Annotated in this window: 24 protein-coding genes; 14 read left to right on the plus strand and 10 right to left on the minus strand. The window is 68.7% G+C overall.

Annotated features, from left to right (window positions below):
- Window positions 1-200: 200 nt before the first annotated feature.
- From R1Z03_RS09755 to R1Z03_RS09795, 9 genes are all read left to right on the plus strand, one after another.
- The gene (locus tag R1Z03_RS09755) at window positions 201-839 is read left to right on the plus strand and encodes a flavin reductase family protein (protein WP_272551489.1); all 639 of its coding nucleotides are present in this window, start codon (window positions 201-203) and stop codon (window positions 837-839) included.
- Between the two features lie 159 nt (window positions 840-998).
- The gene (locus R1Z03_RS09760) at window positions 999-1,931 is read left to right on the plus strand and encodes a LysR family transcriptional regulator (RefSeq protein WP_284407080.1); all 933 of its coding nucleotides are present in this window, start codon (window positions 999-1,001) and stop codon (window positions 1,929-1,931) included.
- Between the two features lie 79 nt (window positions 1,932-2,010).
- On the plus strand, window positions 2,011-3,612 hold the full coding sequence (locus R1Z03_RS09765) for an ABC transporter ATP-binding protein (RefSeq protein ID WP_284430021.1): 1,602 nt from the start codon (window positions 2,011-2,013) through the stop codon (window positions 3,610-3,612).
- Window positions 3,599-4,672, plus strand: coding sequence for an ABC transporter permease (locus R1Z03_RS09770; RefSeq protein ID WP_317359112.1), 1,074 nt, complete (start codon window positions 3,599-3,601; stop codon window positions 4,670-4,672). Before R1Z03_RS09765 ends, R1Z03_RS09770 begins: the two co-directional genes overlap by 14 nt.
- Window positions 4,673-5,593, plus strand: coding sequence for an ABC transporter permease (locus R1Z03_RS09775; protein WP_284396176.1), 921 nt, complete (start codon window positions 4,673-4,675; stop codon window positions 5,591-5,593).
- An 89-nt stretch (window positions 5,594-5,682) separates the two neighbouring features.
- The gene (locus R1Z03_RS09780; RefSeq protein ID WP_272567809.1) at window positions 5,683-6,849 is read left to right on the plus strand and encodes a BMP family ABC transporter substrate-binding protein; all 1,167 of its coding nucleotides are present in this window, start codon (window positions 5,683-5,685) and stop codon (window positions 6,847-6,849) included.
- A 155-nt stretch (window positions 6,850-7,004) separates the two neighbouring features.
- Window positions 7,005-8,060 carry an adenosine deaminase gene (locus R1Z03_RS09785; RefSeq protein WP_317359116.1) on the plus strand — a complete coding sequence of 352 codons (1,056 nt, stop codon included), beginning with the start codon at window positions 7,005-7,007 and terminating at the stop codon, window positions 8,058-8,060.
- A 108-nt stretch (window positions 8,061-8,168) separates the two neighbouring features.
- Window positions 8,169-10,631 carry a penicillin acylase family protein gene (locus tag R1Z03_RS09790; protein WP_317359119.1) on the plus strand — a complete coding sequence of 821 codons (2,463 nt, stop codon included), beginning with the start codon at window positions 8,169-8,171 and terminating at the stop codon, window positions 10,629-10,631.
- Window positions 10,632-10,691: 60 nt separating this feature from the next.
- Window positions 10,692-11,693, plus strand: coding sequence for a 2-hydroxyacid dehydrogenase (locus R1Z03_RS09795; RefSeq protein WP_272567814.1), 1,002 nt, complete (start codon window positions 10,692-10,694; stop codon window positions 11,691-11,693).
- Window positions 11,694-11,733: 40 nt separating this feature from the next.
- Here the strand turns inward: R1Z03_RS09795 and kynA are convergent, their stop codons facing one another.
- The 3 genes from kynA to kynB are packed head-to-tail and all read right to left on the minus strand — an operon-like array spanning window position 11,734 to window position 14,620.
- Window positions 11,734-12,621, minus strand: a complete 888-nt coding sequence (gene kynA / locus R1Z03_RS09800) for a tryptophan 2,3-dioxygenase (RefSeq protein WP_317359121.1) — start codon at window positions 12,619-12,621, stop codon at window positions 11,734-11,736.
- Between the two features lie 3 nt (window positions 12,622-12,624).
- Window positions 12,625-13,932, minus strand: a complete 1,308-nt coding sequence (gene kynU / locus R1Z03_RS09805; protein WP_317359124.1) for a kynureninase — start codon at window positions 13,930-13,932, stop codon at window positions 12,625-12,627.
- Between the two features lie 46 nt (window positions 13,933-13,978).
- Complete coding sequence (kynB, locus tag R1Z03_RS09810) at window positions 13,979-14,620, minus strand: arylformamidase (RefSeq protein ID WP_317359126.1); 642 nt, start codon at window positions 14,618-14,620, stop codon at window positions 13,979-13,981.
- 104 nt (window positions 14,621-14,724) lie between these two features.
- On the opposite strand from kynB, the gene R1Z03_RS09815 reads away from it, so the two are divergent.
- A complete protein-coding gene (locus R1Z03_RS09815) occupies window positions 14,725-15,201 on the plus strand; it encodes an Lrp/AsnC family transcriptional regulator (protein WP_272551503.1) in 477 nt (158 codons plus the stop codon).
- 41 nt (window positions 15,202-15,242) lie between these two features.
- On the opposite strand, the gene R1Z03_RS09820 is transcribed toward R1Z03_RS09815, so the two are convergent.
- Entirely contained in the window at window positions 15,243-15,566 is a 324-nt protein-coding gene (locus tag R1Z03_RS09820) for a YkgJ family cysteine cluster protein (protein ID WP_317359130.1), read from the minus strand.
- 152 nt (window positions 15,567-15,718) lie between these two features.
- On the opposite strand from R1Z03_RS09820, the gene R1Z03_RS09825 reads away from it, so the two are divergent.
- The 3 genes from R1Z03_RS09825 to R1Z03_RS09835 are packed head-to-tail and all read left to right on the plus strand — an operon-like array spanning window position 15,719 to window position 18,160.
- Complete coding sequence (locus tag R1Z03_RS09825) at window positions 15,719-16,033, plus strand: FeoA domain-containing protein (protein ID WP_272551506.1); 315 nt, start codon at window positions 15,719-15,721, stop codon at window positions 16,031-16,033.
- The gene (locus R1Z03_RS09830; protein ID WP_317359135.1) at window positions 16,030-17,916 is read left to right on the plus strand and encodes a ferrous iron transporter B; all 1,887 of its coding nucleotides are present in this window, start codon (window positions 16,030-16,032) and stop codon (window positions 17,914-17,916) included. The genes R1Z03_RS09825 and R1Z03_RS09830 overlap by 4 nt, the downstream gene beginning before the upstream one ends.
- A gap of 4 nt (window positions 17,917-17,920) precedes the next feature.
- Window positions 17,921-18,160, plus strand: coding sequence for a hypothetical protein (locus tag R1Z03_RS09835; RefSeq protein WP_284407067.1), 240 nt, complete (start codon window positions 17,921-17,923; stop codon window positions 18,158-18,160).
- 28 nt (window positions 18,161-18,188) lie between these two features.
- Here R1Z03_RS09835 and R1Z03_RS09840 read toward each other — a convergent pair whose 3' ends face one another.
- From R1Z03_RS09840 to R1Z03_RS09860, 5 genes are all read right to left on the minus strand, one after another.
- Entirely contained in the window at window positions 18,189-18,614 is a 426-nt protein-coding gene (locus R1Z03_RS09840; protein WP_284407066.1) for a DUF4087 domain-containing protein, read from the minus strand.
- A 90-nt stretch (window positions 18,615-18,704) separates the two neighbouring features.
- Window positions 18,705-19,166 carry a hypothetical protein gene (locus tag R1Z03_RS09845; protein ID WP_317359139.1) on the minus strand — a complete coding sequence of 154 codons (462 nt, stop codon included), beginning with the start codon at window positions 19,164-19,166 and terminating at the stop codon, window positions 18,705-18,707.
- 81 nt (window positions 19,167-19,247) lie between these two features.
- The gene (locus tag R1Z03_RS09850) at window positions 19,248-19,919 is read right to left on the minus strand and encodes a hypothetical protein (RefSeq protein ID WP_317359141.1); all 672 of its coding nucleotides are present in this window, start codon (window positions 19,917-19,919) and stop codon (window positions 19,248-19,250) included.
- Window positions 19,920-19,962: 43 nt separating this feature from the next.
- Entirely contained in the window at window positions 19,963-20,886 is a 924-nt protein-coding gene (argF, locus tag R1Z03_RS09855) for an ornithine carbamoyltransferase (protein ID WP_317359143.1), read from the minus strand.
- Between the two features lie 10 nt (window positions 20,887-20,896).
- The gene (locus tag R1Z03_RS09860; RefSeq protein ID WP_317359146.1) at window positions 20,897-22,093 is read right to left on the minus strand and encodes an aspartate aminotransferase family protein; all 1,197 of its coding nucleotides are present in this window, start codon (window positions 22,091-22,093) and stop codon (window positions 20,897-20,899) included.
- A 254-nt stretch (window positions 22,094-22,347) separates the two neighbouring features.
- Here R1Z03_RS09860 and R1Z03_RS09865 point away from each other — a divergent pair, with 254 nt between their 5' ends.
- Entirely contained in the window at window positions 22,348-22,680 is a 333-nt protein-coding gene (locus R1Z03_RS09865; RefSeq protein WP_284430032.1) for a DUF3579 domain-containing protein, read from the plus strand.
- A gap of 252 nt (window positions 22,681-22,932) precedes the next feature.
- On the opposite strand, the gene mqo is transcribed toward R1Z03_RS09865, so the two are convergent.
- A complete protein-coding gene (gene mqo, locus R1Z03_RS09870; RefSeq protein WP_284430033.1) occupies window positions 22,933-24,642 on the minus strand; it encodes a malate dehydrogenase (quinone) in 1,710 nt (569 codons plus the stop codon).
- Window positions 24,643-24,661: the final 19 nt, after the last annotated feature.

Here is a 24,661-nt window from a genome sequence, read left to right on the forward strand (position 1 = left end):
TGCGCGCCATGTCGGGACAGGGTAGGGGCGCGGGGGGGGGCGGCGCATATGGGCGAGCGTATAACGGCCATGCGCCGCGCGCCATGCCCGGGACACCGGCCGTTGCTTTGGCACCTTTTACCGCCTTCGCCTGGCACGGATGCTGCGTCCCTTCGTGGCGCCACGCCAAGGTGGCAGGCCGCAGACCCCAAGGACACCGGATGGACATCGATTTCTCGCAACTCGGCGCCTACGAGCGCTACAAGCTGATGGCCAGCCTGATCGTGCCGCGCCCGATCGCGCTCATCACCACCCTCGGGGAGGACGGCACGGTGAACGCCGCGCCGTTCAGCATGTTCAACATGCTGGGCGAAGACCCGCCGGTGCTGATGGTGAGCATCAACCGGCTGCAGGGTGGCCGCCTCAAGGACACGGCCGCCAACATCCTGCGCACCGGCGAATTCGTGGTGCACATCGCCGACGAGGCCATGGCCCAGCGCATGCATGCCTGCGGCGATGCGCTGCCGCCGCACGAGAGCGAACTGGTGCATGCCGGCCTCACCCCGGTGCCCTCGCGCAGCGTGGCTCCGCCGCGCATCGCCGAGGCCCCCGTGGCGTTCGAATGCGTGCTGCACGAAACCATGGAAACGGCCAGCCGCTACGTCTTCATCGGCCGCGTGCAGTGGCTGGGCGCGCGAGAGGGCCTGGTGGACACCGAGCGCTGGCGGGTGCGGCTGCAGGACTACCACCCGGTGGGGCGGTTCGGCGCGAGCTTCTATGTGACGACCGGCGACCGCTTCTCGCTCGACCCGGCGCCGCAGCCGGGCGCCGCGCGTTCGACGGCCATCGACGAGATCTGACCACCCGCGCCGCCGCCTCGGTAGTTGCCTGGCTCGCGGTCGCGCGGCCTCGGCGCTACAGTGCGATGTCCCCTTGCCTTCTTCACTGCGCCCTCGCTCGCCACCGGCAGGCCCGGCGTGCCATACGCGTTGGCGTATGGCTGGAATGCCCCCACCCTTATGAGAGACCAAGCCCTTTTCGACAAGATAGACCTCCATCTCATAAGGGTCTTGCACACCGTGTTGACTGAACGCAGCGTATCGCGGGCCGCCGTGCGGCTGGGCATGCACCAGCCGGCCGTGTCGGCGGCGCTGCGCCGCCTGCGCGACCTGGCGGGCGATCCGCTGCTGGTGCGCTCGGGCGCGGCCATGCTGCCCACCGATGCCGCGCTGCGCATGGTGGAGCCGGCGGGCGCCATCCTGCGGTCGGCCGAGGCGCTGTTCTCCGATGCGCGCGGGTTCGACGCGCGCACCGCCACGCGCACCTTCCGCATCGCCGCGAGCGACTACCTGGACCCGCTCTTCCTGCCGCGCCTGGTGGCCCGCCTCAAGGCCGAGGCCCCGCTGTGCCCGGTCGAGGTGCTGCCGCTGTCGGCGGACGCGCACTACCACGCGCACCTGGCGCAGGGCGAGGTGGACGTGGTCATCGGCAACTGGCCCCAGCCGCCCGACGACCTGCACATGGGGCGGCTTTTCGGCGACGAGGTGGTCTGCCTCGTGAGCCCCGCGCACCCGGCGGTGCGCCGCGGCTGGGACACGGACGAGTGGCTGGCCGCCGAGCACATCGCCCCCACGCCCACGCACCCCGGCGCGCGCGGCGTGATCGATGCGCACCTCGACTCCCTGGGCCTGCAGCGCCGCGTGACCGCGCGCTGCGCCCATTTCAGCCTGATCCCGGAGATGGTCGCCGCCAGCTTGCTGGTGCTCACCACGGGGCGGCAGTTCTGCGAACGCTTCACCGACCGCCTGCCGCTCACCGTGCTGCCGTGCCCGGTGCCCTTCCCGCGCCTGATGTACTACCAGCTGTGGCATGCCCGCACCCACCATTCGGCCGCCGCCATGTGGCTGCGCGACAGCGTGCGCACCGTGGCAGCATCGCTACGAAAAGCATAGCGGCCAACGCATGAAGGACGTGCGCAGCATTCCGGTTTCGTGCCCAACCCCCTTTGAAAATCAAGAGACAATCGCCCGCATGAATTCCTCCCACACCTCCCCCGCCGCCGCGGCGCCGGTGCCGCGCCTGCAGCTGGCGGGCATCACGAAGCGCTATCCGGCCGTGGTGGCCAACAGCGGCGTGTCCCTCACGGTGCAGCCCGGCGAGATCCACGCCGTGCTGGGCGAGAACGGCGCAGGCAAGTCCACGCTGATGAAGATCATCTACGGCGCGGTCAAGCCCGACGAGGGCACCCTGCACTTCAACGGCCAGCCGGTGGCGGTGCGCAATCCGCAGGAGGCGAGAGCGCTGGGCATCGCCATGGTGTTCCAGCATTTCAGCCTGTTCGACACCCTCACCGTGGCCGAGAACGTGTGGCTGGGCCTGGACAAGCGGCTGCAGCTGGCCGAGGTCACGCGCCGCATCGCCGCCACCGCGGCTGAGTACGGGCTGGACATCGACCCGCTGCGCCCCGTGCACACCCTGAGCGTGGGCGAGATGCAGCGCGTGGAGATCATCCGGGCGCTGCTCACCCAGCCGCAGCTGCTGATCCTGGACGAGCCCACGTCGGTGCTCACGCCCCAGGCGGTCGAAAAGCTCTTCGTGGTGCTGCGCCAGCTCGCAAGCCAGGGCTGCAGCATCCTCTACATCAGCCACAAGCTGCACGAGATCCGCGCGCTGTGCACCGCCTGCACGGTGCTGCGCGGCGGCAAGGTGACGGGCGTGTGCAACCCGGCCGAAGAGTCGAACGCCTCGCTGTCGCGCCTGATGATCGGTGCCGAGCCGCCGGCGCTCACCCACCGCCCCGCGCACCTGGGCGAGACGGTGCTGCGCGTGCAGGGCCTGTCGCTGCCGCGCATGGACCCGTTCGGCGTCGATCTGATCGACCTCGGCTTCGAGGTGCGGGCGGGCGAGGTGCTGGGCATCGCCGGCGTCTCCGGCAACGGCCAGAAGGAATTGCTCTATGCCCTGTCGGGCGAGGACACGCGCGCCCAGCCCGCGATGGTGCAGGTGGCCGGCCAGGCCGCCGGGCGCATGAACCCGCGCCGCCGCCGCGCGCTGGGCCTGCATTTCGTGCCCGAGGAGCGGCTGGGCCGCGGGGCCGTGCCCACCATGGGCCTGGCGCACAACCTGCTGCTCACGCGCAGCAACTGCGTGGGGCCGGGCGGCTGGATCCGCACCGGCGCGCTGCAGGCGCATGCCCGCGCCATCATCGAGCGCTTCCACGTGAAGGCGGGCGGGCCCCATGCGGCCGCGCGGTCGCTGTCGGGCGGCAACCTGCAGAAGTTCATCGTGGGCCGCGAGATCGATGCCAACCCGCGCCTGCTCATCGTCTCGCAGCCGACCTGGGGCGTGGACGTGGGCGCGGCCGCGCAGATCCGCGGCGAGATCCTGGCGCTGCGCGATGCCGGCTGCGCCGTGCTGGTGCTCAGCGAGGAGCTGGACGAGCTGTTCGAAATCTGCGACCGCCTGCACGTGGTGGCCAAGGGGCGCCTGTCGCCCTCGGTGCCCCGCGCCGAGGCCACGGTGGAGCGCATCGGCGAATGGATGAGCGGGCTCTGGCATGCCGACGTGCAGTCGCACCTCGCCCGGGCCGAAGCGGCGCGCGCGCAAACGGAGGCGGCCCATGCTCAAGCTTGAAGCCCGACCCCAGGCCTCGCGCTGGTGGACCTACGGCTCGCCGGTGCTGGCGCTGGCCGTCACCGTGCTCATCGGGCTGGCGCTGTTCGCGGCGCTGGGCAAGGACCCGGTGCGCGGGCTGCAGGTGTTCTTCTGGGAGCCCGTCAAGAACCAGTACGCCATCGGTGAGCTGATGGTCAAGGCCACGCCGCTGCTGCTGATCGCGCTGGGCCTGGCGGTGTGCTTTCGCTCCAACGTGTGGAACATCGGCGCCGAGGGGCAGTTCGTGATCGGCGCCGTCGCGGCCGGCGGCATCGCGCTGCTGGCCGACCAGACCACGGGCCCGTGGATCGTGCCCGCCATCCTGCTGGCCGGCGTGCTGGGCGGCATGGCCTGGGCCGGCATCACGGCGCTGCTGCGCGACCGGTTCAACGCCAACGAGATCCTCGTGAGCCTGATGCTGGTCTACGTGGCCACGCTGGTGCTGGGCTACCTGGTCTACGGGCCGTGGAAGGACCCCATGGGCTACAACTTCCCGCAGACCAAGACCTTCGAGCGCGTGACGCAGATCCCGCGGCTCATGCAGGGCTCGCGCATGTCCATCGGCCTGCTGCTGGCGCTGGCGGGCGCCGCGGCACTGTGGGTGTTCCTGTTCCGCACGCGGGCGGGCTTTGCGCAGCAGGTGGGCGGCCTGGCCCCCGCGGCGGCACGCTACGCGGGCTTTTCCTCGCGCCGCGCGCTGTGGACGGCGCTGCTCATCTCGGGCGGCGCGGCGGGCCTGGCGGGCGCGCTGGAGGTGGCGGGGCCCATCGGCCAGCTCACGCCCTACGTGCCGGCGGGCTACGGCTTCGCGGCCATCATCGTGGCGTTCGTGGGGCGGCTGCACCCGGTGGGCATGGTGTTCTCGGCGGTGCTGATGAGCATGTTCTACATCGGCGGCGAGCTGGCGCAGTCGCGCCTGGGCCTGCCCAAGTCGCTCACGGGCGTGTTCCAGGGCCTGCTGCTGTTCACGCTGCTGGCGTGCGACACGCTCATCGCCTACCGCGTGCGGTGGGTCGGGTCCCAGGGGAGGGCCGCTTAAATGGAATCGTACGCACTGCTTCTGGGCGCCACGCTGAGCGCGGGCACCGTGCTGGCCATCGCCGCCCTGGGCCTGCTCATCAACGAGAAGGCCGGCATCGTCAACCTGGGGGCCGAGGGCATGATGCTCTGCGCCGCCATCGCGGGCTTCGCCACCGTGGTGCACACGGGCAACACCTGGCTGGGCTTCGCGGCCGGCATGGCGGCGGGGGCGTTCCTGGCGGCCATCTTCGGCGTGCTGGTGATCTGGCTCAACACCAACCAGTACGCCACGGGCCTGGCGCTGAGCCTGTTCGGGGTGGGCTTTTCCGCCTTCGCGGGCATCCGCTACGTGCAGGCCAAGCTGCCGGAGCTGCCCAAGTACGCCGTGCCCGGGCTGGGCGACCTGCCCATCGTCGGGCCCGCGCTGTTCCGCCAGCACCCCCTCGTGTACCTCACCATGGCGCTGGTGGCGGGGCTGGTGTGGTTCCTGTACCGCTCGCGCGCCGGTCTGGTGCTGCGCTCGGTGGGCGAGTCGCCCGAGTCGGCCCATGCGCTGGGCTACCCGGTGCGGCGCATCCGCCTGGCGGCGGTGGTGGCCGGGGGGGCGCTTTGCGGGCTGTCGGGCGCGTACATCTCCACGGTCTATACGCCGCTGTGGGTGGAGGGCATGGTGGCCGGCCGCGGCTGGATCGCGCTGGCCCTCACCACCTTCGCGACCTGGCGGCCGGCACGGGTGTTGCTTGGTGCCTACCTGTTCGGCGGCGTGACCATGCTGCAGTTCCACCTGCAGGCCACGGGCGTGCAGGTGGCCAGCCAGCTGCTGAGCATGCTGCCCTACGTGGCCACCATCGTGGTGCTGGCGCTGATCTCGCGCAACCCGGCCTGGATCCGCGTGAACATGCCGGCCTCGCTCGGCAAGCCGTTCCATCCCGGGTCGTGACCCACACGGCCCGCGCGGTGCTGCACGGGCCCCCGATAATTTATTTTTTCGTTGCCTTTCCCCTCACTTTTTTCCTCGAAGGAACCGACATGACCGATCTGCACAAACGCTCGCTGCTCAAGGTGGCCGCGCTTTCCGCCGTGGCCGCCGCCGCCCTGGCCGGCTGCGGCAAGAAGGACGAGCCCGCGCCAGCGCCGGCCGCCGCTCCGGCGCCCGCTGCGTCCGCGCCCGCCGCGAAGGCCGAGCCTTTGAAGATCGCGTTCGCCTACGTGGGCCCAGTGGGCGACGGCGGCTGGTCCTTCGCGCACGACAACGGCCGCAAGGCGATCGAGAAGGAGTTCGGCGACAAGGTGCAGACCAGCTTCGTGGAGAGCGTGCCCGAGTCGGCCGACGCCGAGCGCGTGCTGCGCGACATGGCCTCGCAGGGCAACAAGCTGATCTTCGGCACCACGTTCGGGTACATGGAGTCGATCCAGAAGATCGCCCCCGACTTCAAGGACGTGAAGTTCGAGCACGCCACCGGCTACAAGACGGCCGAGAACGTGCGCACCTATGACAGCCGCACCTACGAGGGCGCCTACATGGCCGGCGTGATCGCCGGCGCCATGACGCAGACCAACACGCTGGGCGTCGTGGGCTCGGTGCCGATCCCCGAGGTGATCCGCAACATCAACAGCTTCACGCTGGGCGCGCAGTCGGTCAATCCCAAGATCAAGACCAAGGTGGTGTGGGTGAACGAATGGTTCAGCCCCCCGAAGGAAACCGAGGCCGCCACGTCGCTCATCAACGGCGGCGCCGACGTGCTGTTCCAGAACACCGACTCGCCCGCCGTGCTCAAGACCGCGCAGGAAAAAGGCAAGCGCGCCTTTGGCTGGGATTCCGACATGACCGCCTACGGTCCCAAGGCCCACCTGGCCTCGGCCGTGATCAACTGGGGCCCTTACTACATCAAGGCCACCAAGGATGCGCTGGGCGGCACCTGGACGACCGGCCAGAGCTGGTGGGGCGTGAAGGAAGGCGCGATCGATCTCGTCTCCATCGCCGAGGACGTGCCCGCCGACACCAAGGCCAAGGTCGAGCAGGTGAAGGCCGGCCTCAAGGATGGCAGCTTCTCGATCTGGAAGGGCCCGATCGCCGACAACACCGGCAAGGAAGTGCTGGCGAAGGACGCGGTGGCCGACGACAAGTTCCTGGGCGGTGTGAACTTCTACGTGAAGGGCGTCGAAGGCACCGTGCCCGGCGGCGACAAGAAGTAAGCGATCCCCCAGCGAATCCAGGCCGGCGCGCTTGCCGGCCTGGCGCGGCCTGCCTGGCCCGGGGCAGGCGCCGATGGCGGCGGGCCGCGGACAAGGCATCATTGCCGTACCGCCGCCCCGATCGGGCGCGCGGCATCCCTTTCTGGAGTCCGCCGATGTTCAAGGTCCCCCCCATTCCCGCCCAGCGCCTGCCCGCGCTGCTGCGCAGCATGCCCAAGGCCGAGCTGCACATCCACATCGAAGGCTCGCTCGAACCCGAGCTGATCTTCGCCCTGGCGCAGCGCAACGGCGTGGCGCTCCCGTACGCGAGCGTGCAGGCCCTGCGCGATGCCTACGCGTTCACCGACCTGCAGAGCTTTCTCGACATCTACTACGCCGGCGCCAGCGTGCTGCTGCACGAGCAGGACTTCTACGACATGGCCTGGGCGTACCTGCAGCGCGCCGCGGCCGACAACGTGGTGCATGCCGAAATCTTCTTCGATCCGCAGACGCACACGGCGCGCGGCGTGCCGATGGAGACCGTGATCCACGGCCTGCACCGGGCCTGCACCGATGCGCGCCAGGCGCTGGGCATTTCGTCCGCGCTCATCCTGTGCTTCCTGCGCCACCTGAGCGAGGAAGATGCCCTGACCACGCTGGAGGCGGCGCTGCCGCTGCGCGCGCATTTCATCGGCGTGGGGCTGGACAGCAGCGAAGTCGGGCACCCGCCGGAGAAGTTCGCGCGCGTGTTCGCGCGCTGCGCCGAACTGGGTCTGCGGCGCGTGGCGCATGCAGGCGAGGAGGGACCGCCGGCGTACATCTGGAGCGCGCTCGACGTGCTGAAGGCCGAGCGCATCGACCACGGCGTGCAGGCCGTGCACGACCCGGCGCTGATGCAGCGGCTGGCGCAGGAGCGCATCGCGCTCACGGTGTGCCCGCTGTCCAACCAGAAGCTGTGCGTGTTCCCCGACTTGGCCGACCACAACCTGCGCCAGTTGCTCGATGCCGGGCTGGCGGCCACGGTGAACTCGGACGACCCGGCGTACTTCGGCGGCTACATCAACGACAACTTCACGCAGCTGTTCGCGGCCGATCCGCAGCTCACGGCGCGCCACGCCTACCAGCTGGCCTTCAACAGCTTCGAAGCGAGCTTCGTGCCCGAGGCCGACAAGCACGACTGGGAGCACCGGCTGAAGGTGTGCTTTCAGCAAAGCGTCGAGCAGGACTACTGACGCCCCTGACGCCGGCAGGGGATGCGTACACTGCTGTACGCAAAGCCCTTATCCTTGGGCCCGTTTCGCCGCATCCAAAAAAGCGGCTCATCCCAAGGAGACAAGGCCATGAGAGAGAGATTTTGGCGCGGCAGCCTGCCGTTTTCCGTGCTGGCGCTGTCGGCGCTGGCTGCCTGCGGCGGGGGCGGCGGCGAAGGCGGCGACAACGGTCGCTACAGCGCGGAGATCCGGCGCACGGCCATGGGCGTGCCGCATATCAAGGCCTCCAACTGGGGCAATGCGGGCTTCGGATACGGCTATGCGCAGGCGCAGGACAACCTGTGCACGATGGCCGATTCGTTCGTGACCTACCGGGGCGAGCGCTCGCGCTACTTCGGGGGCGATGCGCTGCTGGTGTACGAAAGCACCATCGACCGTCCGCGCAATCTCGACTCCGATTTCTTCCACCGCCACGTGATCTCCAGCGACGTGGTGGACGCCATGGTGGCGGCCCAGCCCGACAACCTGCGCAAGATGGTGGCCGGCTTTGCCGCCGGCTACAACCGCTACCTGCGCGAGGCCCAGTCCGGCGGCACCGCCCATGCGGCCTGCCGCACGGCGGCATGGGTGCAGCCCGTCACCGCGCGGGACATCTGGCGGCGGATGTACGCGGCCAATCTGGCCGGGGGCTACAGCAACTTCGTGGCGCCGCTGGCGAATGCCACGCTGCCCAGTGCGGCCGCCAGCACGACGGCCGGGACCGCCATGCCCGCGTCGCCATCCCCCCAGAAGGTGGCGCAGTTCGATCCCGCACGCACGCAGCCGCCCCGGCTGCAGGTGGGCGGAACCGCGGGCATCGGCAGCAACATGTACGGCTTCGGCACCGCCGCCACCGGCGAGTCGAGCGGCCTGCTCTTCGGCAACCCGCACTGGTACTGGAAGGGACCGGATCGGTTCTACCAGGCCCACCTGACCATTCCCGGCGAGCTGAACGTGAGCGGCGCGTCGTTTCTGGGCGTGCCGGTGGTGCTGATCGGATTCAACGACAACGTGGCCTGGAGCCACACCGTCTCCACCGCGCGGCGTTTCGGCGTCTTCCAGCTGCAACTGGCCGATGGCGACCGCACGACCTACGTGCGCGATGGCAAGGCGGTGAAGATGGCGGCCACCCCCATCACCGTGCAGGTGCGCGGCGCTTCCGGCGCTCTCACCGATGTCACGCGCACCCTCTACAAGACCGAGTACGGGCCCGTGGTGAACCTGGGCGGCCTCAACCCGGCACTGGCCTGGAGCCAGACCACGGCCTTCGCCATGCGCGACGTCAACGGCGAGAACTTCCGCACCTTCCGCAACTGGATGCGCTGGAACCAGGCGGCCTCGCTGGACGAGTTCATCGCCATCCAGAAGCAGGAATCGGCCATTCCCTGGGTCAACACCGTGGCCGTGGGGCGCGGCAACCCGCGCGCCTGGTATGCCGACATCGGCGCCGTGCCCAACGTGTCGACCGAGCAGGTGGCCACCTGCACCACCGGCTTCGGCAAGGCGATGGCGGCGGCCCTGCCCAACGTGCCGTTCTTCGACGGCTCGCGCAGCGCCTGCGACTGGCAGACCGACAGCGATTCGGCGCAAAAGGGCACCGTGGGTGCTTCTCGCATGCCCAGCCTGTTGCGCGACGACTATGTGGGCAACATGAACGACAGCTACTGGCTGGCCAACGCCAGAGCGCCGCTCACGGGCTTTCCGGCGATCTTCGGCCCGGCCGGAACGCAGGCGCAGAGCCTGCGCACGCGCATGGGCCACACCATGGCGCTCGAGCGCCTGGCCGGAACCGATGCCTACGCCGGCCAGCAGGCCACCAGCGCCATCGTGCGGCAGATGGTGCTCGACAGCCGGGTGTTCAGCGCCGAGCGCTTCAAGGAGCAGGCCCTCTCCCTGGTCTGCGTGGCGCCCCAGATCACGGTCGCGGCCGAGGGCCGGACGGTGGACGTGGCCGCTGCCTGCGCCACGCTGCGCGCCTGGAACAACACCGGCAACGCCACGGCGCGGGGCTCGCATGTGTGGGACGAGTTCTGGAACCGCGTGAAGGTGCCGGCTGCGCAGCTCTATGCCGTGCCGTTCAGCGCCGCCGACCCGCTGAACACGCCGCGCGAGCTGCGCGCCAGCGCCGCCGATGCGCTGCGGCAGGCCTTCGGCGCCGCCGTGCTGAGCGTGCAGCGCAGTGGCTTCGCGCTGGATGCGCCGCGCGGCGACGTGCTGTTCGCCACGCGCGGCGGCAGCAAGATCGCGCTGTACGGCGGCTGCGGCGATCCGGGCTACTTCACCATCAACTGCTCGGAAAACCCGATCGAGCAGGGCGGCTACAGCATGGACGGGCAGCCGCACGGCAACAGCTACATGCAGGTGGTGGGTTTTCCGGCCGGCGGGGTGGAGGCGCACACGTTCCTCACCTATTCCCTGTCGGACGATCCGGCCTCCAGCCGCAACGGCGACTACACCCGGGCCTACGGGGCCAAGCAGTGGCTGCGCCTGCCGTTCTCGGAATCGGAGATCACGTCGAGCGCGGGCTACAGCACCGTCACCGTGAGGGAATGATCGGCCGCGCGCGCCGGGGGTGACGCAACCCGGTGGCGCGCCCCGGTCGATTGGCGCAAAATGGGGCGGCAGCGCTTGATCCGCCTGCCCGTTCAGCTATCAATATGGAAGCATCCTGTCGTGTCCAGTCCTCGCATTCCCCTGCTTGTTCTCAACCACCTGTCCCCGCAGAGCCAGGCCCAGATCGCGGCCCTTTACGACCTGCACTACGCCCCCACGGCGGCGGACCGCACCGCGGCCATCGTCACCCAGGGCGGGCGGTTCCGGGCGGTGCTCACCATCGGCTCGCTGGGCCTGAGCGCCCAGGAGATCGAGGCCATGCCGGCGCTGGAGCTGGTCTGCGTGCTGGGTGCCGGCTATGAGAACGTGGACCTGGCCGCGGCCCGCGCCCGCGGCATCGTGGTGGCCTCGGGCGCCGGAACCAACGACGACTGCGTGGCCGACCACGCCTTCGGCCTGCTGATCGGCGCGGTGCGCGGCCTGCGACCGCTCGACCGCCTGTGCCGCGAAGGCGTGTGGCGCGACGCCATCGGCCTGCCGCCCAACGTGTCGGGCAAGCGCCTGGGCATCTTCGGCCTGGGCACCATCGGCCAGAAGATCGCGCGCCGCGCCTCGGGCTTCGACATGGCTGTGGGTTACCACAACCGCAAGCCGCGCGACGGTGTGGCCTACGAGTACTTCGGCAGCCTGCTGGAACTGGCGAAATGGTGCGACGTGCTGGTGTGCGCCACGCCGGGCGGCGCGGCCACGCGCCATGCCGTCAATGCCGAGGTGCTGCAGGCGCTGGGCCCGCTGGGCTACTTGGTGAACATCGCCCGGGGCAGCGTGGTGGACACCGAGGCGCTGGCCTCGGCCCTGCGCGTGGGCGGCATCGCCGGCGCGGGGCTCGATGTCTACGAAAGCGAGCCGCACCCGCCCGAGGCGCTGATCGGGCTGGACAACGTGCTGCTCACGCCGCACGTGGCAGGCTGGTCGCCCGAGGCCGTGCAGGCCAGTGTGAACCAGTTCCTGGCCAACGCCGGCGGGCACTTCGCGGGCACCGGGGTCGTGGCGCCGGTGTGAGCCGCGGGGGCGGCCCTTCGGGGCCCGCCACCGCTTGGTTTCAAAGGTCGGTGCGCAGCTTCCAGATCTCGGGAAACAGCACCACGTCCAGCATCTTGCGCAGGTAGCTCACGCCGCCCGTGCCGCCGGTGCCGCGCTTGAAGCCGATCACGCGCTCCACCGTGGTCACGTGGCGAAAGCGCCAGAGCCGGAAGGCGTCTTCCAGGTCGGTCAGTTCTTCGCCCAGCTGGTACAGGTCCCAATGCTGCCGCGGGTTGCGGTACACCACCAGCCAGGCCTGCTCCACGGCATCGCTTTCCTCGTAGGGCTGGGTCCAGTCGCGGGCCGTGTGGCTGTCCGGCACCGGAATGCCGCGGCGCGCCAGCAGGCGCAGGGCCTCGTCGTAGAGCGAGGGCGCCTCGTAGGCGGCCTGCACCTGGGCCAGCAGGTCGGCGCGGTGCTCGTGCGGGCGGAGCATGGCGCGGTTCTTGTTGCCCAGCGCGAATTCGATGCTGCGGTACTGGTAGCTCTGGAACCCGCTGGAGCTGCCCAGATAGGGCCGCATGGCGCTGTACTCGGGCGGCGTCATGGTGGCCAGCACGTCCCAGGCGTGCACCAGCTGCTCCATGATCTTGGACACGCGCGCCAGCATCTTGAAGGCCGGCTGCAGCTCGTCCTTGGCCACCAGCGCGATGGCCGCGCGCAGCTCGTGCAGCATGAGCTTCATCCACAGCTCGCTGGTCTGGTGCTGCACGATGAACAGCATTTCATCGTGCGCCGGCGAGCGGGGGTTCTGCGCGGTGAGGATGGCATCGAGCGACAAATAGTCGCCGTAGCTCATGCTCTGGCTGAAGTCGAGCTGGGCCCGCTCTTCGTGCACGATGGATTCGGGCTTGCCGGTGGTCGCTTCGCTGCCGGCAGGCGCGGGGGATTGGGAATGGGGGCACATGGCTCAGGTCACCGCGTTGATCTGGTTGAACTCGGCGCGCTGCCACTCGGCGCCGTCGAGCACCTGGCGAAGATGCTCGACCGCATTCCACACGTCTTCGAAGCCGATGTACAGCGGCGTGAAGCCGAAGCGCAGGATGTCCTTGTGCGGGCCCTGGCCGCCGTCGCCCTTGCGGAAGTCGCCGATCACCCCGCGCGCGATGAGCGCCTGCACGATCGCGTAGGCCCCGCTGCCCTGGCCGTGAAGGCCCTGGCCTTCGTCCCGCGTGAGGCACACCTGCGAGCCGCGCCGGGCGTGTTCGCGCGGGGTCGCCAAGCCCAGGCCGTGGTCGCCGCAACGCGCTTGCACCAGCTGGATGAACAGGTCCGTCAGCGCCAGCGATTTGGCGCGCAGCGCGGCCATGCCGCCCAGCGGCTGCGCGGCATCGAACACGTCCAGGCCGCATTGCAGGGCCGACAGGCTGATGATGGGCTGCGTGCCGCACAGGTAGCGCGTGATGCCGGGCGCGGGCTGGTAGCCGGGCGTGAACTGGAACGGCGCCGCATGGCCCCACCAGCCGGACAGGGGCTGCCAGAAACGGTCGGCATGGCGCGGGTGCACCCACACGAAGGCCGGGGCACCGGGGCCGCCGTTCAGGTACTTGTAGCCGCAGCCGATGGAAAAGTCGGCATCGGCGCCCTGCAGGTCGACCGGCACCGCGCCGGCGCTGTGCGCCAGGTCCCACACCGTGAGGATGCCGGCCGCATGCGCCGCCGCCGTCAGGGCCGCCATGTCGTGCATGGCGCCGGTGCGGTAGTTCACGTGGGTGAGCATCAGCACCGCCACCTCGCCGGTGAGCGAGGCGGTGATCTCCTCGGGCTCCACCAGCACCAGTTCCAGGCCGCGCTCCTTGCACAGCCCCTCGGCGATGTAGAGGTCGGTGGGGAAGTTGCTGCGCTCGCTCACCACGCGCCGGCGGCCCGGGCTCTCTTCACGGGCGATGTTGAGTGCCGCGCTCAGCACCTTGTAGAGGTTGATGGACGTGCTGTCGGTGCACACCACCTCATCGGCACCGGCGCCGATGAACGGCGCGAGCTGGTTGCCCAGGCGCTGGGGCAGGTCGAACCAGCTGGCCGTGTTCCACGAACGGATCAGGTCCGTGCCCCACTCGCGCGTCACCACGTCGGCCACACGGGCCGCCGTGGCTTGGGGCAGCACGCCGAGCGAATTGCCGTCCAGGTAGATGCCGCCCGGGGGAAGGTCGAAGTGCGCGCGCAGCGGGGCCAGGGGGTCCTGCGCATCGAGTGCGCGGCAGTCTTGCAAGGTCGTCATGGAAGGCTCGGTTTAATTAAAAATGATAGCAATCAGGGCAATGAAATCAACGGCATGGGCGCAATATGGCCCTGACCGGCGAGGCGTCGGCCGTGGTCAGCTTCAAGGGCAGGGCGATGAGTTCGTAGTCGCCCTCCGGCACCTCGTCGAGCACCAGGTTCTCCAGCACCCGCAGGCCGCGGCGGCGGATCACCTGGTGGCTGTCCAGCGTCTTGCTGTCAGCCGGGTCGATGCTGGCGGTGTCGATGCCCACCAGCACCACGCCCAGATCGGCCAGCCGCTCGATGGTGCCGGGCGCGTAGGCGGCCAGGGCCCCGTCCCAGCGATCGACCGGCATGCGCTCATAAGTGCGCACCAGCACGCGCGGCGGCAGGTCCTGCATGGCATGGGCCAGGTGCGCCCATTCGATGAGCGGCCCCGCGCCGATGGCATGGATCACGCGGCAGGGGCCGATGAAGGCGTCCAGCGGCACCTCGCCGATGGAGGCCCCGTCCGGGTCGTAGTGCAGCGGGGCATCGGCATGCGAGCCGACATGGGGCGACAGCGTGATGGCGCTCACGTTCACCGGGCAGCCGGGCCCGATGGTGGCGCAACACTGCTGCGTGTAGGCCGTGTCGCCGGGGAAGACCGGCGTGGCGGCATGCACCGGCGCCGAAATGTCCCACAGCCGGGGTGAATTCGTGTTCATGGCGCGCATGCTATGCGCATCGGGGGTGTTTTCCAAAGGGGTTATCCTCTGCATCGGTAAAAATTGAATAATCCATTCTTTTAAATCCGACAACAGAACAAATCATGCAGGCCGCCTCCCTCGATCGCACCGACAAGCAATTGCTCGAAGCCCTGCAGGGCAATGCCCGGCTCACCTCGGGCGAACTGGCGCAGATGGCGCACCTGTCCCAGTCGCCGTGCTGGCGGCGCGTGAAGCGGCTGGAAGACGACGGCGTCATCAGCGGCTACCACGCGGGCCTCAACCGGCGTGCGCTGGGTTTCGGGGTGATGGCGTTCGTGATGGTGGGCATCGACCACCAGACCGAGATCTCGTCCCAGGCCTTCGAAGAGGCGGTGTGCGCGATCCCCGAGGTGGTCATGTTCCACGGCATCTCGGGCCCGGAGGACTTCATGCTCGTCGTGGTCGCGAAAGACCTGGACGCCTATTCCGAGCTGCTGCAGCGCCGCCTGCACCGCCTGCCGGGCGTGCGGCACATGCACTCGTATTTTTCGCTGCAGGAGTTCAAGGGCCAGGTCGGCGGCCTGCCTGTGCCCGCGTAGCACCAGCGGCCTGCGCCGCGGCTGGTGCGATCCATCCCCAATCAGTAGATCGCGCTGTACGGCAGCGCCGCCAAGCCATGGCGCTGGCGTGCACGGCGGCAGGCATCGCTGCCCGCCTCGAACTCGCGGCAGGGCGAGGGCCGCCATTCGTAGATGCCGCAGGCGGCGCGCACGCCGACGGTGCCGGTGAGGGCGGCGCAGCGCGGCGACGTGTGGTCGGTGCCACGCATGCGGCGCAACTGGTCGGTCACCTCCACCACCAGGCCCTGCGGCACGCTGCCACCCGTCTCCTGCGATTCATGCACCGAGAAATCGACACGGAAACTGGCGCAGCACGCGCCGCAGCTCAGGCAGGGATGGGTCATGTCAGGGGGTGCATATCGGCGCAAAACCGGCATTGTGCGGGCTGGGGCGCATGGGCTGGCCCGGCAGCGCATCGCATCCGGGGCTGATGCGCCTCAAGCCGGCCGAAAGGATGCGGCCTAAAATGAGAACTAAACTCATTCATAACAATCCGATGAAGATGACTGAAGAATCTTCGGGCCCTGCACTGGCCCCAGGCACCGCCTTGCCCGCCGCCACGGGCCTGGACCGCCTCCCGCGGCAGGTGCACGCCCATGTGACGGCGCTGCAGCCGGCCCGCAACGAACAGGAACGCGCGGTGATCCAGCGCCTCATGGAAATCGGCTTTCTGCCTGGCGAGCCCGTGCGCGTGGTGGCCAGCGGCTTCCCCGGCGGCGATCCCCTGGCCGTGCGCGTGGGTCAGGCCACCTTCGCACTGCGCCGCCACGAGGCCGCGCTGGTGCATGTGCAGGCCGGAGCGCCCGCATGAGCGGGGCCGCCACGTCGCCCCTGCGCATCGCGCTGCTGGGCAATCCCAACTGCGGCAAGACCGCGCTGTTCAACCTGCTCACCGGCGCCCGCCAGAAGGTGGCCAACTACGCCGGCGTGACCGTCGAGCGCAAGGAAGGCCTGCTGCACACCGCCAGCGGCCGCCGCGTGCGCGTGCTGGACCTGCCCGGTGCCTACAGCCTGAACGCCCACAGCGCCGACGAAGCCGTCACGCGCGACATCGTCACCGGCGAGCGGCCCGGCGAGGCCGTGCCCGACCTGCTGGTCTGCGTGACCGATGCCACCCACCTGCGCCTGAACCTGCGCCTGGTGCTGGAGGCCCGCGCGCTGGGGCTGCCGATGGTGCTGGTGCTCAACATGAGCGACATGGCGGCGCGCCAGCGCATCGAGATCGACCGCGAAGCGCTCTCACGTGAACTCGGCATGCCGGTGCTGTCCACCGTGGGCGTGCGCAGCGACGGCGCGCAGGAATTGCTGCAGTGGCTCGACACCCAGGCGCCGCAGGCGCTGGCGGGCACGGCGTCCGTGCACCGGGCGGAGGGCGTGGACCTGCGCGCCCAGGTACTGCAACTGCACCAGGAAGTGCGCCGCATCATGGCCGCCGCCGTGCGCGAGCCTGCGGTCAGCCTGCGCAACGACGATCGCATCGACGCCGTGGTGCTCCACCCGGTGTGGGGCCTGTTGCTGCTGGCCGTGACGCTGTTCCTCATGTTCCAGGCCGTTTTCAGCTGGGCCGCGATGCCCATGGACGCCATCAAGGCCGGCGTGGATGGGCTGTCGGCCTGGATCAATGCGCACATGGCCGACGGCGTGCTGCGCAGCCTGCTCACCGATGGCATCCTGGCGGGCGCGGGCGGGGTGCTGGTGTTCCTGCCGCAGATTTTGATCCTGTTCTTCTTCATCCTGGCGCTGGAAGACTCCGGCTACCTGCCGCGAGCGGCCTTCCTGCTCGACCGCGTCATGGGCACGGTGGGACTGTCGGGGCGGTCGTTCATTCCGCTGCTGTCGAGTTTTGCCTGCGCCGTGCCCGGCGTGATGGCCACGCGTTCGATCACCCACTGGCGCGACCGGCTGGTCACGATCATGATCGCGCCCCTCATGACCTGCTCCGCGCGCCTGCCGGTGTATGCCCTGCTCATCGGCGCGTTCATCCCCGAGCAGACCGTGGGCGGCGTGTTCAACCTGCAGGGGCTGGTGCTGTTCGCGCTGTACTTCGGCGGCATCGTGAGCGCCATGGCCGTGGCGGCGGTCGCCCGCCTCGCGCGCCGGGGCGCCGGCCACGCGCCGCTGCTGATGGAACTGCCCGCCTACCGCTGGCCCAGTGTGCGCAGCCTGGCGCAGGGCCTGTACGAGCGCGCGCTGATCTTCATCCGCCGCGTGGGTGGCATCATCCTGGCCGTCACCATCCTGCTGTGGTTCCTGTCCACCTATCCCGCGCCGCCCGAGGGCGCCACCGGCGCGGCCATCCAGTACAGCTTCGCCGGCCGCATCGGCAGCGTGCTGGAGGTGCTGGTGGCGCCGATCGGCTTCAACTGGCAGATCGCCATCGCCCTGGTGCCCGGCATGGCCGCGCGCGAAGTGGCGGTGGGGGCGCTGGGCACCGTGTATGCCCTCTCGGCCACCGGCGAGGAAGTGGCCACCCAACTGGGCCCGCTGATCGCCCAGAGCTGGTCGCTGGCCACGGCGCTGTCGCTGCTGGCGTGGTTCGTCTTCGCGCCGCAGTGCATCTCGACCATCGCCGCCGTGCGCCGCGAGACCAACAGCTGGCGCTATCCGCTGCTGATGACCGGCTACCTGTTCGCGCTGGCGTACGCCGCCAGCTTCATCACGTATCGCCTGGCCCTGGCGCTGGGAGGAGGCTGAGCCCATGGCCCAGGAAATCATCGTCGGCGTGATCGTCGCCCTCGCCGTGGCCTACATGGTGTGGAAGTGGATGCCCGCCCGCTGGCGCGCCCGCCTGGACCGCGTGCACCCGGCGTTGGCGCAGTCGAGCAGCTGCGGGGGCTGCAGCAGCTGCGATTCGGGCGGCTGCGGAACGGGCGGCGGTGCGGTGGGCCAGGAGCAGGTCGTGCAGATGCCGGGCAGCCGTTCTTCGGTGCCGAAGTAGGGCGGCATCGGCGGAACGCCCCCATGTTTCATGGCTGGCGCAGAGGGTTTTCCGGCTCCTTTCCCATCAGCGCCTTGTCGCGTCGGCAGGTCTTCAGGGGCAACGCACGCCACGAGACGATTCGGGTCACTTCCTTCGTATCGGCGCGCGTGCTGCTTTCGAGGCACGCGCAACCGTATCCTGCGCTGCCCGATCCGGTTGCCACCCACCTGTTTTTGGGAAACACGGGCCAGTCACCTTCGGCTTGGTGGCCGCCCTGCATTCCCACCGTCCATTCCCCCGCTTTGTCCACGAGCGTTGCATTTCCGGGTGTCGGCTGATCGAACCAGCCACAGCGGGTGGTCGTGGCCTGTGGCGCTGCGGTTGCAACGTTGCAGGCAATCGCCAATGCAGGCATCGAAATGAAGGCTGCGATTTTTGCGTGATGCAAGCGTTGCGGCAGGCAAATGGTCATGGCGTGATGGTGGTGGCAGCCCCGGTCCGATGCGCTTTTCTGACAAGCCATTCGAAGGAATGCTTTGGTGCGTTAGACCTCCAGACCGACTCAGGGCCGGGCCGGCTTGCGGGCATCGAATGGAAAGCTGCTTTCCAGGATGTCGGTGCAGGCTTCGCACCGCATAAAGTAGGTCGCTCCCCGGGCCGTGATCGCGCCCCACCCCGTCCAGTTGTCGATGGAGACTTTGGCGATTCGGCCATCCTGGAATATCACCCTGGCCTGTGCGTTGCAATCGCCGGTCTGCAGTTCCTGGCTGTATTGATACTCGCTGCGGAACCGGGCATTCGCCAAAAAGAAACGCACCCTTTTCTCGTCGATCGCCAGGTGCCCGCAGTCGGCCTCCGCGCCGAAACCCTTGGCAGTGCGGTCCTGCACCACGACTGACTTGATCGGGCCGAGACGGTATTTCTTGGGCTGGAGCGTCCTGTCGAAATCGCTCGTCGGAGAGGCGAACGAAGCGATGCCTGCGCCTGCAAAAAGGGCCGAAGCCAGGAAGTGCTTGATGGTCATTGCCGTATGGCCTTGGATGTTTCAGCTCTCATTCGGCGGTTCTCCTGTCGGGTTCGGTGGCGCCAGACGCTGTTCGAAAAATCATTCGCCGAACAGCACACCCCGCCCGAGCGCCGCAACGGCCTGCTGGAGATTGGCACGTGCCTGCGCTTCGCGTTGCGCCCTGAACCAGGGGGTCGCGTAGACGTGTGGCCGATCCATGAACGACCGCAGCACCGCGGTGCGCCCCGCCACGTAGCGCGGCCAGCGCACGAGCCGGTATTCGCGCCGCACGTTGCGCTCGAATTCGCCATACACCTCGGGCGGGGCGCCCAGCACGGCGAGATCGATGTCCCCCACCCAGCACGCGTCGCCCTCCAGTGGCGCATCGGGGTTGTGGCGCGTGTCCATGATGTGGCGCTCCACCGTCTGCACCAGGCCCTCGGGCAACCGCTGGGCCAGTAGGAACCGACGCGCCCATTGCGCGCTGCGTTCTTCGTTGTGTCCGCTCCAGGGCCAGTAGATCGCGTCGTGGAACCACAGGGCCAGCTCGACCGCGTGCGGCTGCTGCAGCGCCGTCGGCTGGGCGGCCTGCACGGCCTCCAGGTGCAGGAGGCAGGCGTGCAGGTGGCGGGTGTCGTGGTAGGCGCGGGGCCAGCGGCTCCAGTGGCGCAGCAGGCGCCGGCCCTCGGCGGTCCATGCGGGGCCGGCGCGCTCCAGCGCGGCGCCCAGGGCCTGCCAGCGCGCCAGCAGTTCACCTTGGCTGGGCTTCATGCGGCGGCGGCTGGGGCGGAGGAGGGCGTGGCGATTTCGGCGATCAGCTGGTGATGCGGCCGAGCAGCAGGTATTCCATGAGTGCCTTCTGCGCATGCATGCGGTTTTCGGCCTCGTCCCACACCACGGACTGCGGGCCGTCAATCACGTCGGCCTCGACTTCCTCGCCACGGTGGGCGGGCAGGCAGTGCATGAACAGGGCGTCCGGCTTGGCCGCCGCCATCATTTCGGCATCGACGCACCAGTCGGCAAAGGCCTTCTTGCGCTCTTCGTTCTCGGCCTCGTAGCCCATGCTGGTCCACACGTCGGTGGTCACCAGATCGGCGCCGGCGCAGGCTTCCAGCGGGTTGCTATAGAACTTATAGCTATGTGCCTTAGAACCATTTGCGCCGAGGGCCAATTTCTCATTGATCTCGTAGCCGCGCGGCGTGCTCACGTGCACGGTGAAGCCCAGCAGCTCGGCCGCCTGCAGCCAGGTGTTGGCCATGTTGTTGCCATCGCCCACCCAGGCGACGGTCTTGCCCCGGATGGTGCCGCGGTGCTCGATGTACGTGAAGATGTCCGCGAGGATCTGGCAGGGATGGAACTCGTTCGTCAGCCCGTTGATGACCGGCACGCGGGAGTGGGCGGCGAAGGCCTCGATCTTGGTCTGCTCGTAGGTGCGGATCATCACCAGGTCCACCATCCGGCTGATGACCTTCGCGCTGTCCTCGATGGGCTCGGCGCGGCCCAGCTGGCTGTCGCCGGTGGTCAGGTGCACCACACTGCCGCCCAGCTGGTACATGCCGGCCTCAAAGCTCACGCGGGTGCGCGTGCTGGCCTTCTCGAAGATCATGGCCAGTGTGCGGTCGGTCAGCGGGTGGTGCTTCTCGTAGCTCTTGAACTTGCCCTTGATGACGGCCGCGCGGCTGAACAGGTAGGCGTACTCGTCGGCAGTGAGATCGTTGAATTGCAGGTAATGCTTCATAACGGAACGTTCATTCGGCGAGCAGCGCCTTGACCAGGGGAACCAGCAGGGCCACGATTTCGTCGGCCTCGGCCTGGGTGAGGATGAGCGACGGCACCATGCGGATCACGGTATCGGCCGTCACGGACAGCAGCAGGCCGGCTTCCATCGCGCGGCCCATGAGCGCGCCGCAGGGCTTGGTCAGTTCCACGCCGATCATCAGGCCCTGGCCGCGGATTTCCTTCACGCCGGGCAGGCCGCCCAGTTCGCGCTCCAGCGCGGCCTTCAGGTGCGCGCCCACGACGGCGGCGTTCTGCAGCAGGCCGTCCTCTTCCATGATGCGGATGGTTTCCACGCCGGCGCGCATGGCCAGCGGGTTGCCGCCGAAGGTGGTGCCGTGGTTGCCGGGCGCGAAGATGTTCGCGGCCTTGGGGCCGGCCACGACGGCGCCGATCGGCACGCCCGAGCCCAGGCCCTTGGCCAGGGGCATCACGTCCGGCACGATGCCGGCCCACTGGTGCGCGAACCACTTGCCGGTGCGGCCCATGCCGCACTGCACCTCGTCGATCATCATCAGCCAGTCGCGCTCGTCGCACAGTTGGCGCAGCTCCTGCAGGTAGTCGATGCGCATGGGGTTCACGCCGCCTTCGCCCTGGATGGTCTCGAAGAACACGGCCACCACGTTCGGGTTGCCTTCGGTGGCTTGCCGGATGGCGTCGATGTCGTTCATCGGCACGCGGATGAAGCCCTCCACCAGCGGGCCGAACCCGGCCTGCACCTTGGGGTTGCCGGTGGCCGACAGCGTGGCGATCGAGCGGCCGTGGAAGGCTTTTTCATAGACCACGACCACGGGCTTGTCGATGCCCTTGTCGTGGCCGAACTTGCGGGCCAGCTTCAGCGCGGCTTCGTTGGCTTCGAGGCCCGAGTTGCAGAAGAAGACGTTGGTCATGCCCGAGCGCTCCACCAGCTGGGCGGCCAGTTGCTCCTGCAGGGGCACGTGGTAGTAGTTGGAGCTGTGGATCAGCTTGGCGATCTGCTCCTGCAGCGCGGGCACCAGCTTGGGGTGGTTGTGGCCCACCGTGTTGACCGCGATGCCGCCGAGCGCGTCAATGTATTGCTTGCCGTTCACGTCCCACACGCGCACGCCCTGGCCACGTTCCAGCGCGATCGGCAGGCGGCCGTAGGTGTTCATCACGTGGGGCGAAGCGGCCGGGGCGGAAGCGGTCATGCGGAAATCTCCAGAGAAGGGCAGTGCGAAAGGGGGAGGGGGCTGAGCCGGCTCGTGGCCGGCAAAACGAAGCACGATTCTAGGGGCAGGGCTTTGCATGGCTGTTGACGATTGCGCATCACAGCCATGCGCTGGCCAGCGCCGATCCAGGGGTCTTTGGATGGGTTAGCTCTTATATAAGAGTTAGAATGCCGGCCTGTGGCGCGCCATGCGGCGATCCTGCGGCGACTTCCCCCCAACGACCCCCGATCCTGATGGTTTCCCCCACCTCCAAAGAAGTTTTCATCCAGGGCATCACCCTCGACGGGAAAACCTTCCGCCCCAGCGACTGGGCGGAGCGCCTGGCGGGGGTCATGAGCCAATTCCGTCCCGGTGGCGCCCGCCCCGGCAGCCACCTGAGCTATTCGCCCTGGTGCGTGCCCACCACGCTCAATGGCATCAAGTGCGTGATCGTGCACCGCGACCTGCAGGGCCACGAGCCCATGGCCTGGGATTTCGTCATGAACTTCGCGCGCGACAACCAGTTGCAGGTGGCCGAGGCCTGTCTGCTGCCCGACGAAGCGCCCGGTACCGCCCGCAAAGGCTGACGGCGCCATGCCCCAGCGCCCCGGCATCAGGGGCGGCCGAAAAGAACGTCAAAGGCCCCTTCGGGGTCTTTTTTCATGGGCGTCGGAAGGCGGGCTGGGGAGCGCCTTGCGATCCGCGCTTTCGACGCCCGACCCAATCCGAGCCGACCCACCGCAGATGGCCTGCGCCGCCATGGAAAAAGCCCCGCACTGCGGCGTCGCAGTAGCGGGGCGATCAGGCGCGGCCGGAGCCGCGCAGGCGGGGCGCAGGCGTCAGAGCGCCTGCATTTCCTTGTTCGTCTTGGGGCCTGCGGCCTCCGGCGCCTTGGGCTGCGCGGGCGCTGCGCCGGCCGCCGTCGCCGCCGTCTTGCCCAGGGTGGCCGGCACGTCCAGGTAGGGCAGGTGCAGGGCGCTGCTGGTCATGCGGCGGATCTCGTTGGTCAGGGCCGGGTCTTCGTTGAGCTTGCGGCCGTAGGAAGGAATGATCTCCTTCAGGCGCGCCTTCCAGCCGGTGTCCGTCATCTGCTGGGGGAAGGCCTTGGCCATCAGGTTCAGCATGATGTGCGGGGCGGTGGAGGCACCGGGCGATGCGCCCATCAGGGCGGCGATGGTGCCGTCCTTGTCGGACACGATCTCGGTGCCGAACTGCAGCACCGCGCCCTCCTTGGGGTCGCGCTTGATGACCTGAACGCGCTGGCCCGCGGTGATGAGCTTCCAGTCTTCGCGCTTGGCGTTGGGGAAGTAATCCTGCAGCGCGCGCTGGCGGTCGTCATCGGTCAGCTCGGCCTGTTGCAGCAGGTACTTGACCAGGTCCAGGTTGTGGATGCCCACACGCAGCATGCCCACCAGGTTGTCGTGCGTGACGGAAGAGAACAGGTCGAACCAAGAGCCCTGCTTGAGGAATTTGCTGGTGGCCAGCGCGAACGGTCCGAACAGCACGACGGGCTGGCCGTCCATGTTGCGGGCGTCCAGGTGGGGCACCGACATCGGGGGCGAGCCCGTGGCGGCCTTGCCGTACGCCTTCACCGTGTGGCGGGCGGTCAGTGCGGGGTTCTCGATGGACAGGAACTGGCCCCCCACCGGGAAGCCGGCGTAATCCTTCGATTCGGGAATGCCCGAGGCCTGCAGCAACTGCAGCGCGGCGCCGCCGGCACCCACGAAGACGAACTTGGCCTTGACGGTCCGCTCCTTGCCGCCGTCGCCCAGGTGGGCCACGGTCACGTTCCAGGTCTTGTCGTCGTTCTGGCGCAGCGCACGCACTTCGTTTTGCAGGTGCAGCTGGAAGTTGGGGCTCTTGCGCAGGCCCTGGACCAGCTGGCTGGTCACGGCGCCGTAGTTGACGTCGGTGCCCAGGGGCATGAAGGTGGCGGCCACCTTCTGCTTGGGGTCGCGCCCTTCGATCATCAGGGGCGCCCACTTCTGGATCTGCGCCTGGTCTTCCGAGTACTCCATGCCGTAGAACAGGGGGTTCTTGACCAGGGCCTCGCGGCGCTTGCGCAGGTATTCGATGTTTTCGTCACCCCAGACGAAGCTCATGTGCGGCGTGGGGTTCACGAAGGTTTCGGGCGACTGCATGTTGCCGCGGCCGATCTGGTGCGCCCAGAACTGGCGCGACACCTCGAACTGCTCGGCGATGCCGACGGCGCGCTTGGTCTCGATCGTGCCATCGGGCAGCTCGGGCGTGTAGTTCAGTTCCGCGAAGCCCGAATGGCCCGTGCCGGCGTTGTTCCAGCCATTGGAGCTTTCCAGCGCCACGCCGTCCAGGCGCTCGAACACTTCGATCTTCCAATCCGGCTGCAGCTCCTGCAGGTACGTGGCGAGCGTGGCGCTCATCACGCCCGCGCCCACCATCACGACGTCGACGGGCTGGTCGTTCTCGGCAGGAGGAACGGAGCGGGGAAAGAGCGGCCAGTACAGGAACAGGACGGCCGCAAGGATCAGCACCACAACGGCGCCGAACAACGCTTTGATCGACTTTTTCATAGATTTGGTTGGACTGATT

The sequence above is a fragment of the Acidovorax sp. BLS4 genome (genome assembly GCF_032929295.1).
Taxonomy (GTDB): Bacteria; Pseudomonadota; Gammaproteobacteria; order Burkholderiales; family Burkholderiaceae_C; genus Paracidovorax.

What these genes read in the sequence shown, in the direction of transcription:
- R1Z03_RS09755 (WP_272551489.1), top strand. Translation starts at nt 201, where the DNA reads ATGGACATCGATTTCTCGCAACTCGGCGCCTACGAGCGCTACAAGCTG.
- R1Z03_RS09760 (WP_284407080.1), top strand. Translation starts at nt 999, where the DNA reads ATGAGAGACCAAGCCCTTTTCGACAAGATAGACCTCCATCTCATAAGG.
- R1Z03_RS09765 (WP_284430021.1), top strand. Translation starts at nt 2,011, where the DNA reads ATGAATTCCTCCCACACCTCCCCCGCCGCCGCGGCGCCGGTGCCGCGC.
- R1Z03_RS09770 (WP_317359112.1), top strand. Translation starts at nt 3,599, where the DNA reads ATGCTCAAGCTTGAAGCCCGACCCCAGGCCTCGCGCTGGTGGACCTAC.
- R1Z03_RS09775 (WP_284396176.1), top strand. Translation starts at nt 4,673, where the DNA reads ATGGAATCGTACGCACTGCTTCTGGGCGCCACGCTGAGCGCGGGCACC.
- R1Z03_RS09780 (WP_272567809.1), top strand. Translation starts at nt 5,683, where the DNA reads ATGACCGATCTGCACAAACGCTCGCTGCTCAAGGTGGCCGCGCTTTCC.
- R1Z03_RS09785 (WP_317359116.1), top strand. Translation starts at nt 7,005, where the DNA reads ATGTTCAAGGTCCCCCCCATTCCCGCCCAGCGCCTGCCCGCGCTGCTG.
- R1Z03_RS09790 (WP_317359119.1), top strand. Translation starts at nt 8,169, where the DNA reads ATGAGAGAGAGATTTTGGCGCGGCAGCCTGCCGTTTTCCGTGCTGGCG.
- R1Z03_RS09795 (WP_272567814.1), top strand. Translation starts at nt 10,692, where the DNA reads ATGGGGCGGCAGCGCTTGATCCGCCTGCCCGTTCAGCTATCAATATGG.
- kynA (WP_317359121.1), bottom strand. Translation starts at nt 12,621, where the DNA reads ATGTGCCCCCATTCCCAATCCCCCGCGCCTGCCGGCAGCGAAGCGACC.
- kynU (WP_317359124.1), bottom strand. Translation starts at nt 13,932, where the DNA reads ATGACGACCTTGCAAGACTGCCGCGCACTCGATGCGCAGGACCCCCTG.
- kynB (WP_317359126.1), bottom strand. Translation starts at nt 14,620, where the DNA reads ATGAACACGAATTCACCCCGGCTGTGGGACATTTCGGCGCCGGTGCAT.
- R1Z03_RS09815 (WP_272551503.1), top strand. Translation starts at nt 14,725, where the DNA reads ATGCAGGCCGCCTCCCTCGATCGCACCGACAAGCAATTGCTCGAAGCC.
- R1Z03_RS09820 (WP_317359130.1), bottom strand. Translation starts at nt 15,566, where the DNA reads ATGACCCATCCCTGCCTGAGCTGCGGCGCGTGCTGCGCCAGTTTCCGT.
- R1Z03_RS09825 (WP_272551506.1), top strand. Translation starts at nt 15,719, where the DNA reads ATGAAGATGACTGAAGAATCTTCGGGCCCTGCACTGGCCCCAGGCACC.
- R1Z03_RS09830 (WP_317359135.1), top strand. Translation starts at nt 16,030, where the DNA reads ATGAGCGGGGCCGCCACGTCGCCCCTGCGCATCGCGCTGCTGGGCAAT.
- R1Z03_RS09835 (WP_284407067.1), top strand. Translation starts at nt 17,921, where the DNA reads ATGGCCCAGGAAATCATCGTCGGCGTGATCGTCGCCCTCGCCGTGGCC.
- R1Z03_RS09840 (WP_284407066.1), bottom strand. Translation starts at nt 18,614, where the DNA reads ATGACCATTTGCCTGCCGCAACGCTTGCATCACGCAAAAATCGCAGCC.
- R1Z03_RS09845 (WP_317359139.1), bottom strand. Translation starts at nt 19,166, where the DNA reads ATGACCATCAAGCACTTCCTGGCTTCGGCCCTTTTTGCAGGCGCAGGC.
- R1Z03_RS09850 (WP_317359141.1), bottom strand. Translation starts at nt 19,919, where the DNA reads ATGAAGCCCAGCCAAGGTGAACTGCTGGCGCGCTGGCAGGCCCTGGGC.
- argF (WP_317359143.1), bottom strand. Translation starts at nt 20,886, where the DNA reads ATGAAGCATTACCTGCAATTCAACGATCTCACTGCCGACGAGTACGCC.
- R1Z03_RS09860 (WP_317359146.1), bottom strand. Translation starts at nt 22,093, where the DNA reads ATGACCGCTTCCGCCCCGGCCGCTTCGCCCCACGTGATGAACACCTAC.
- R1Z03_RS09865 (WP_284430032.1), top strand. Translation starts at nt 22,348, where the DNA reads ATGGTTTCCCCCACCTCCAAAGAAGTTTTCATCCAGGGCATCACCCTC.
- mqo (WP_284430033.1), bottom strand. Translation starts at nt 24,642, where the DNA reads ATGAAAAAGTCGATCAAAGCGTTGTTCGGCGCCGTTGTGGTGCTGATC.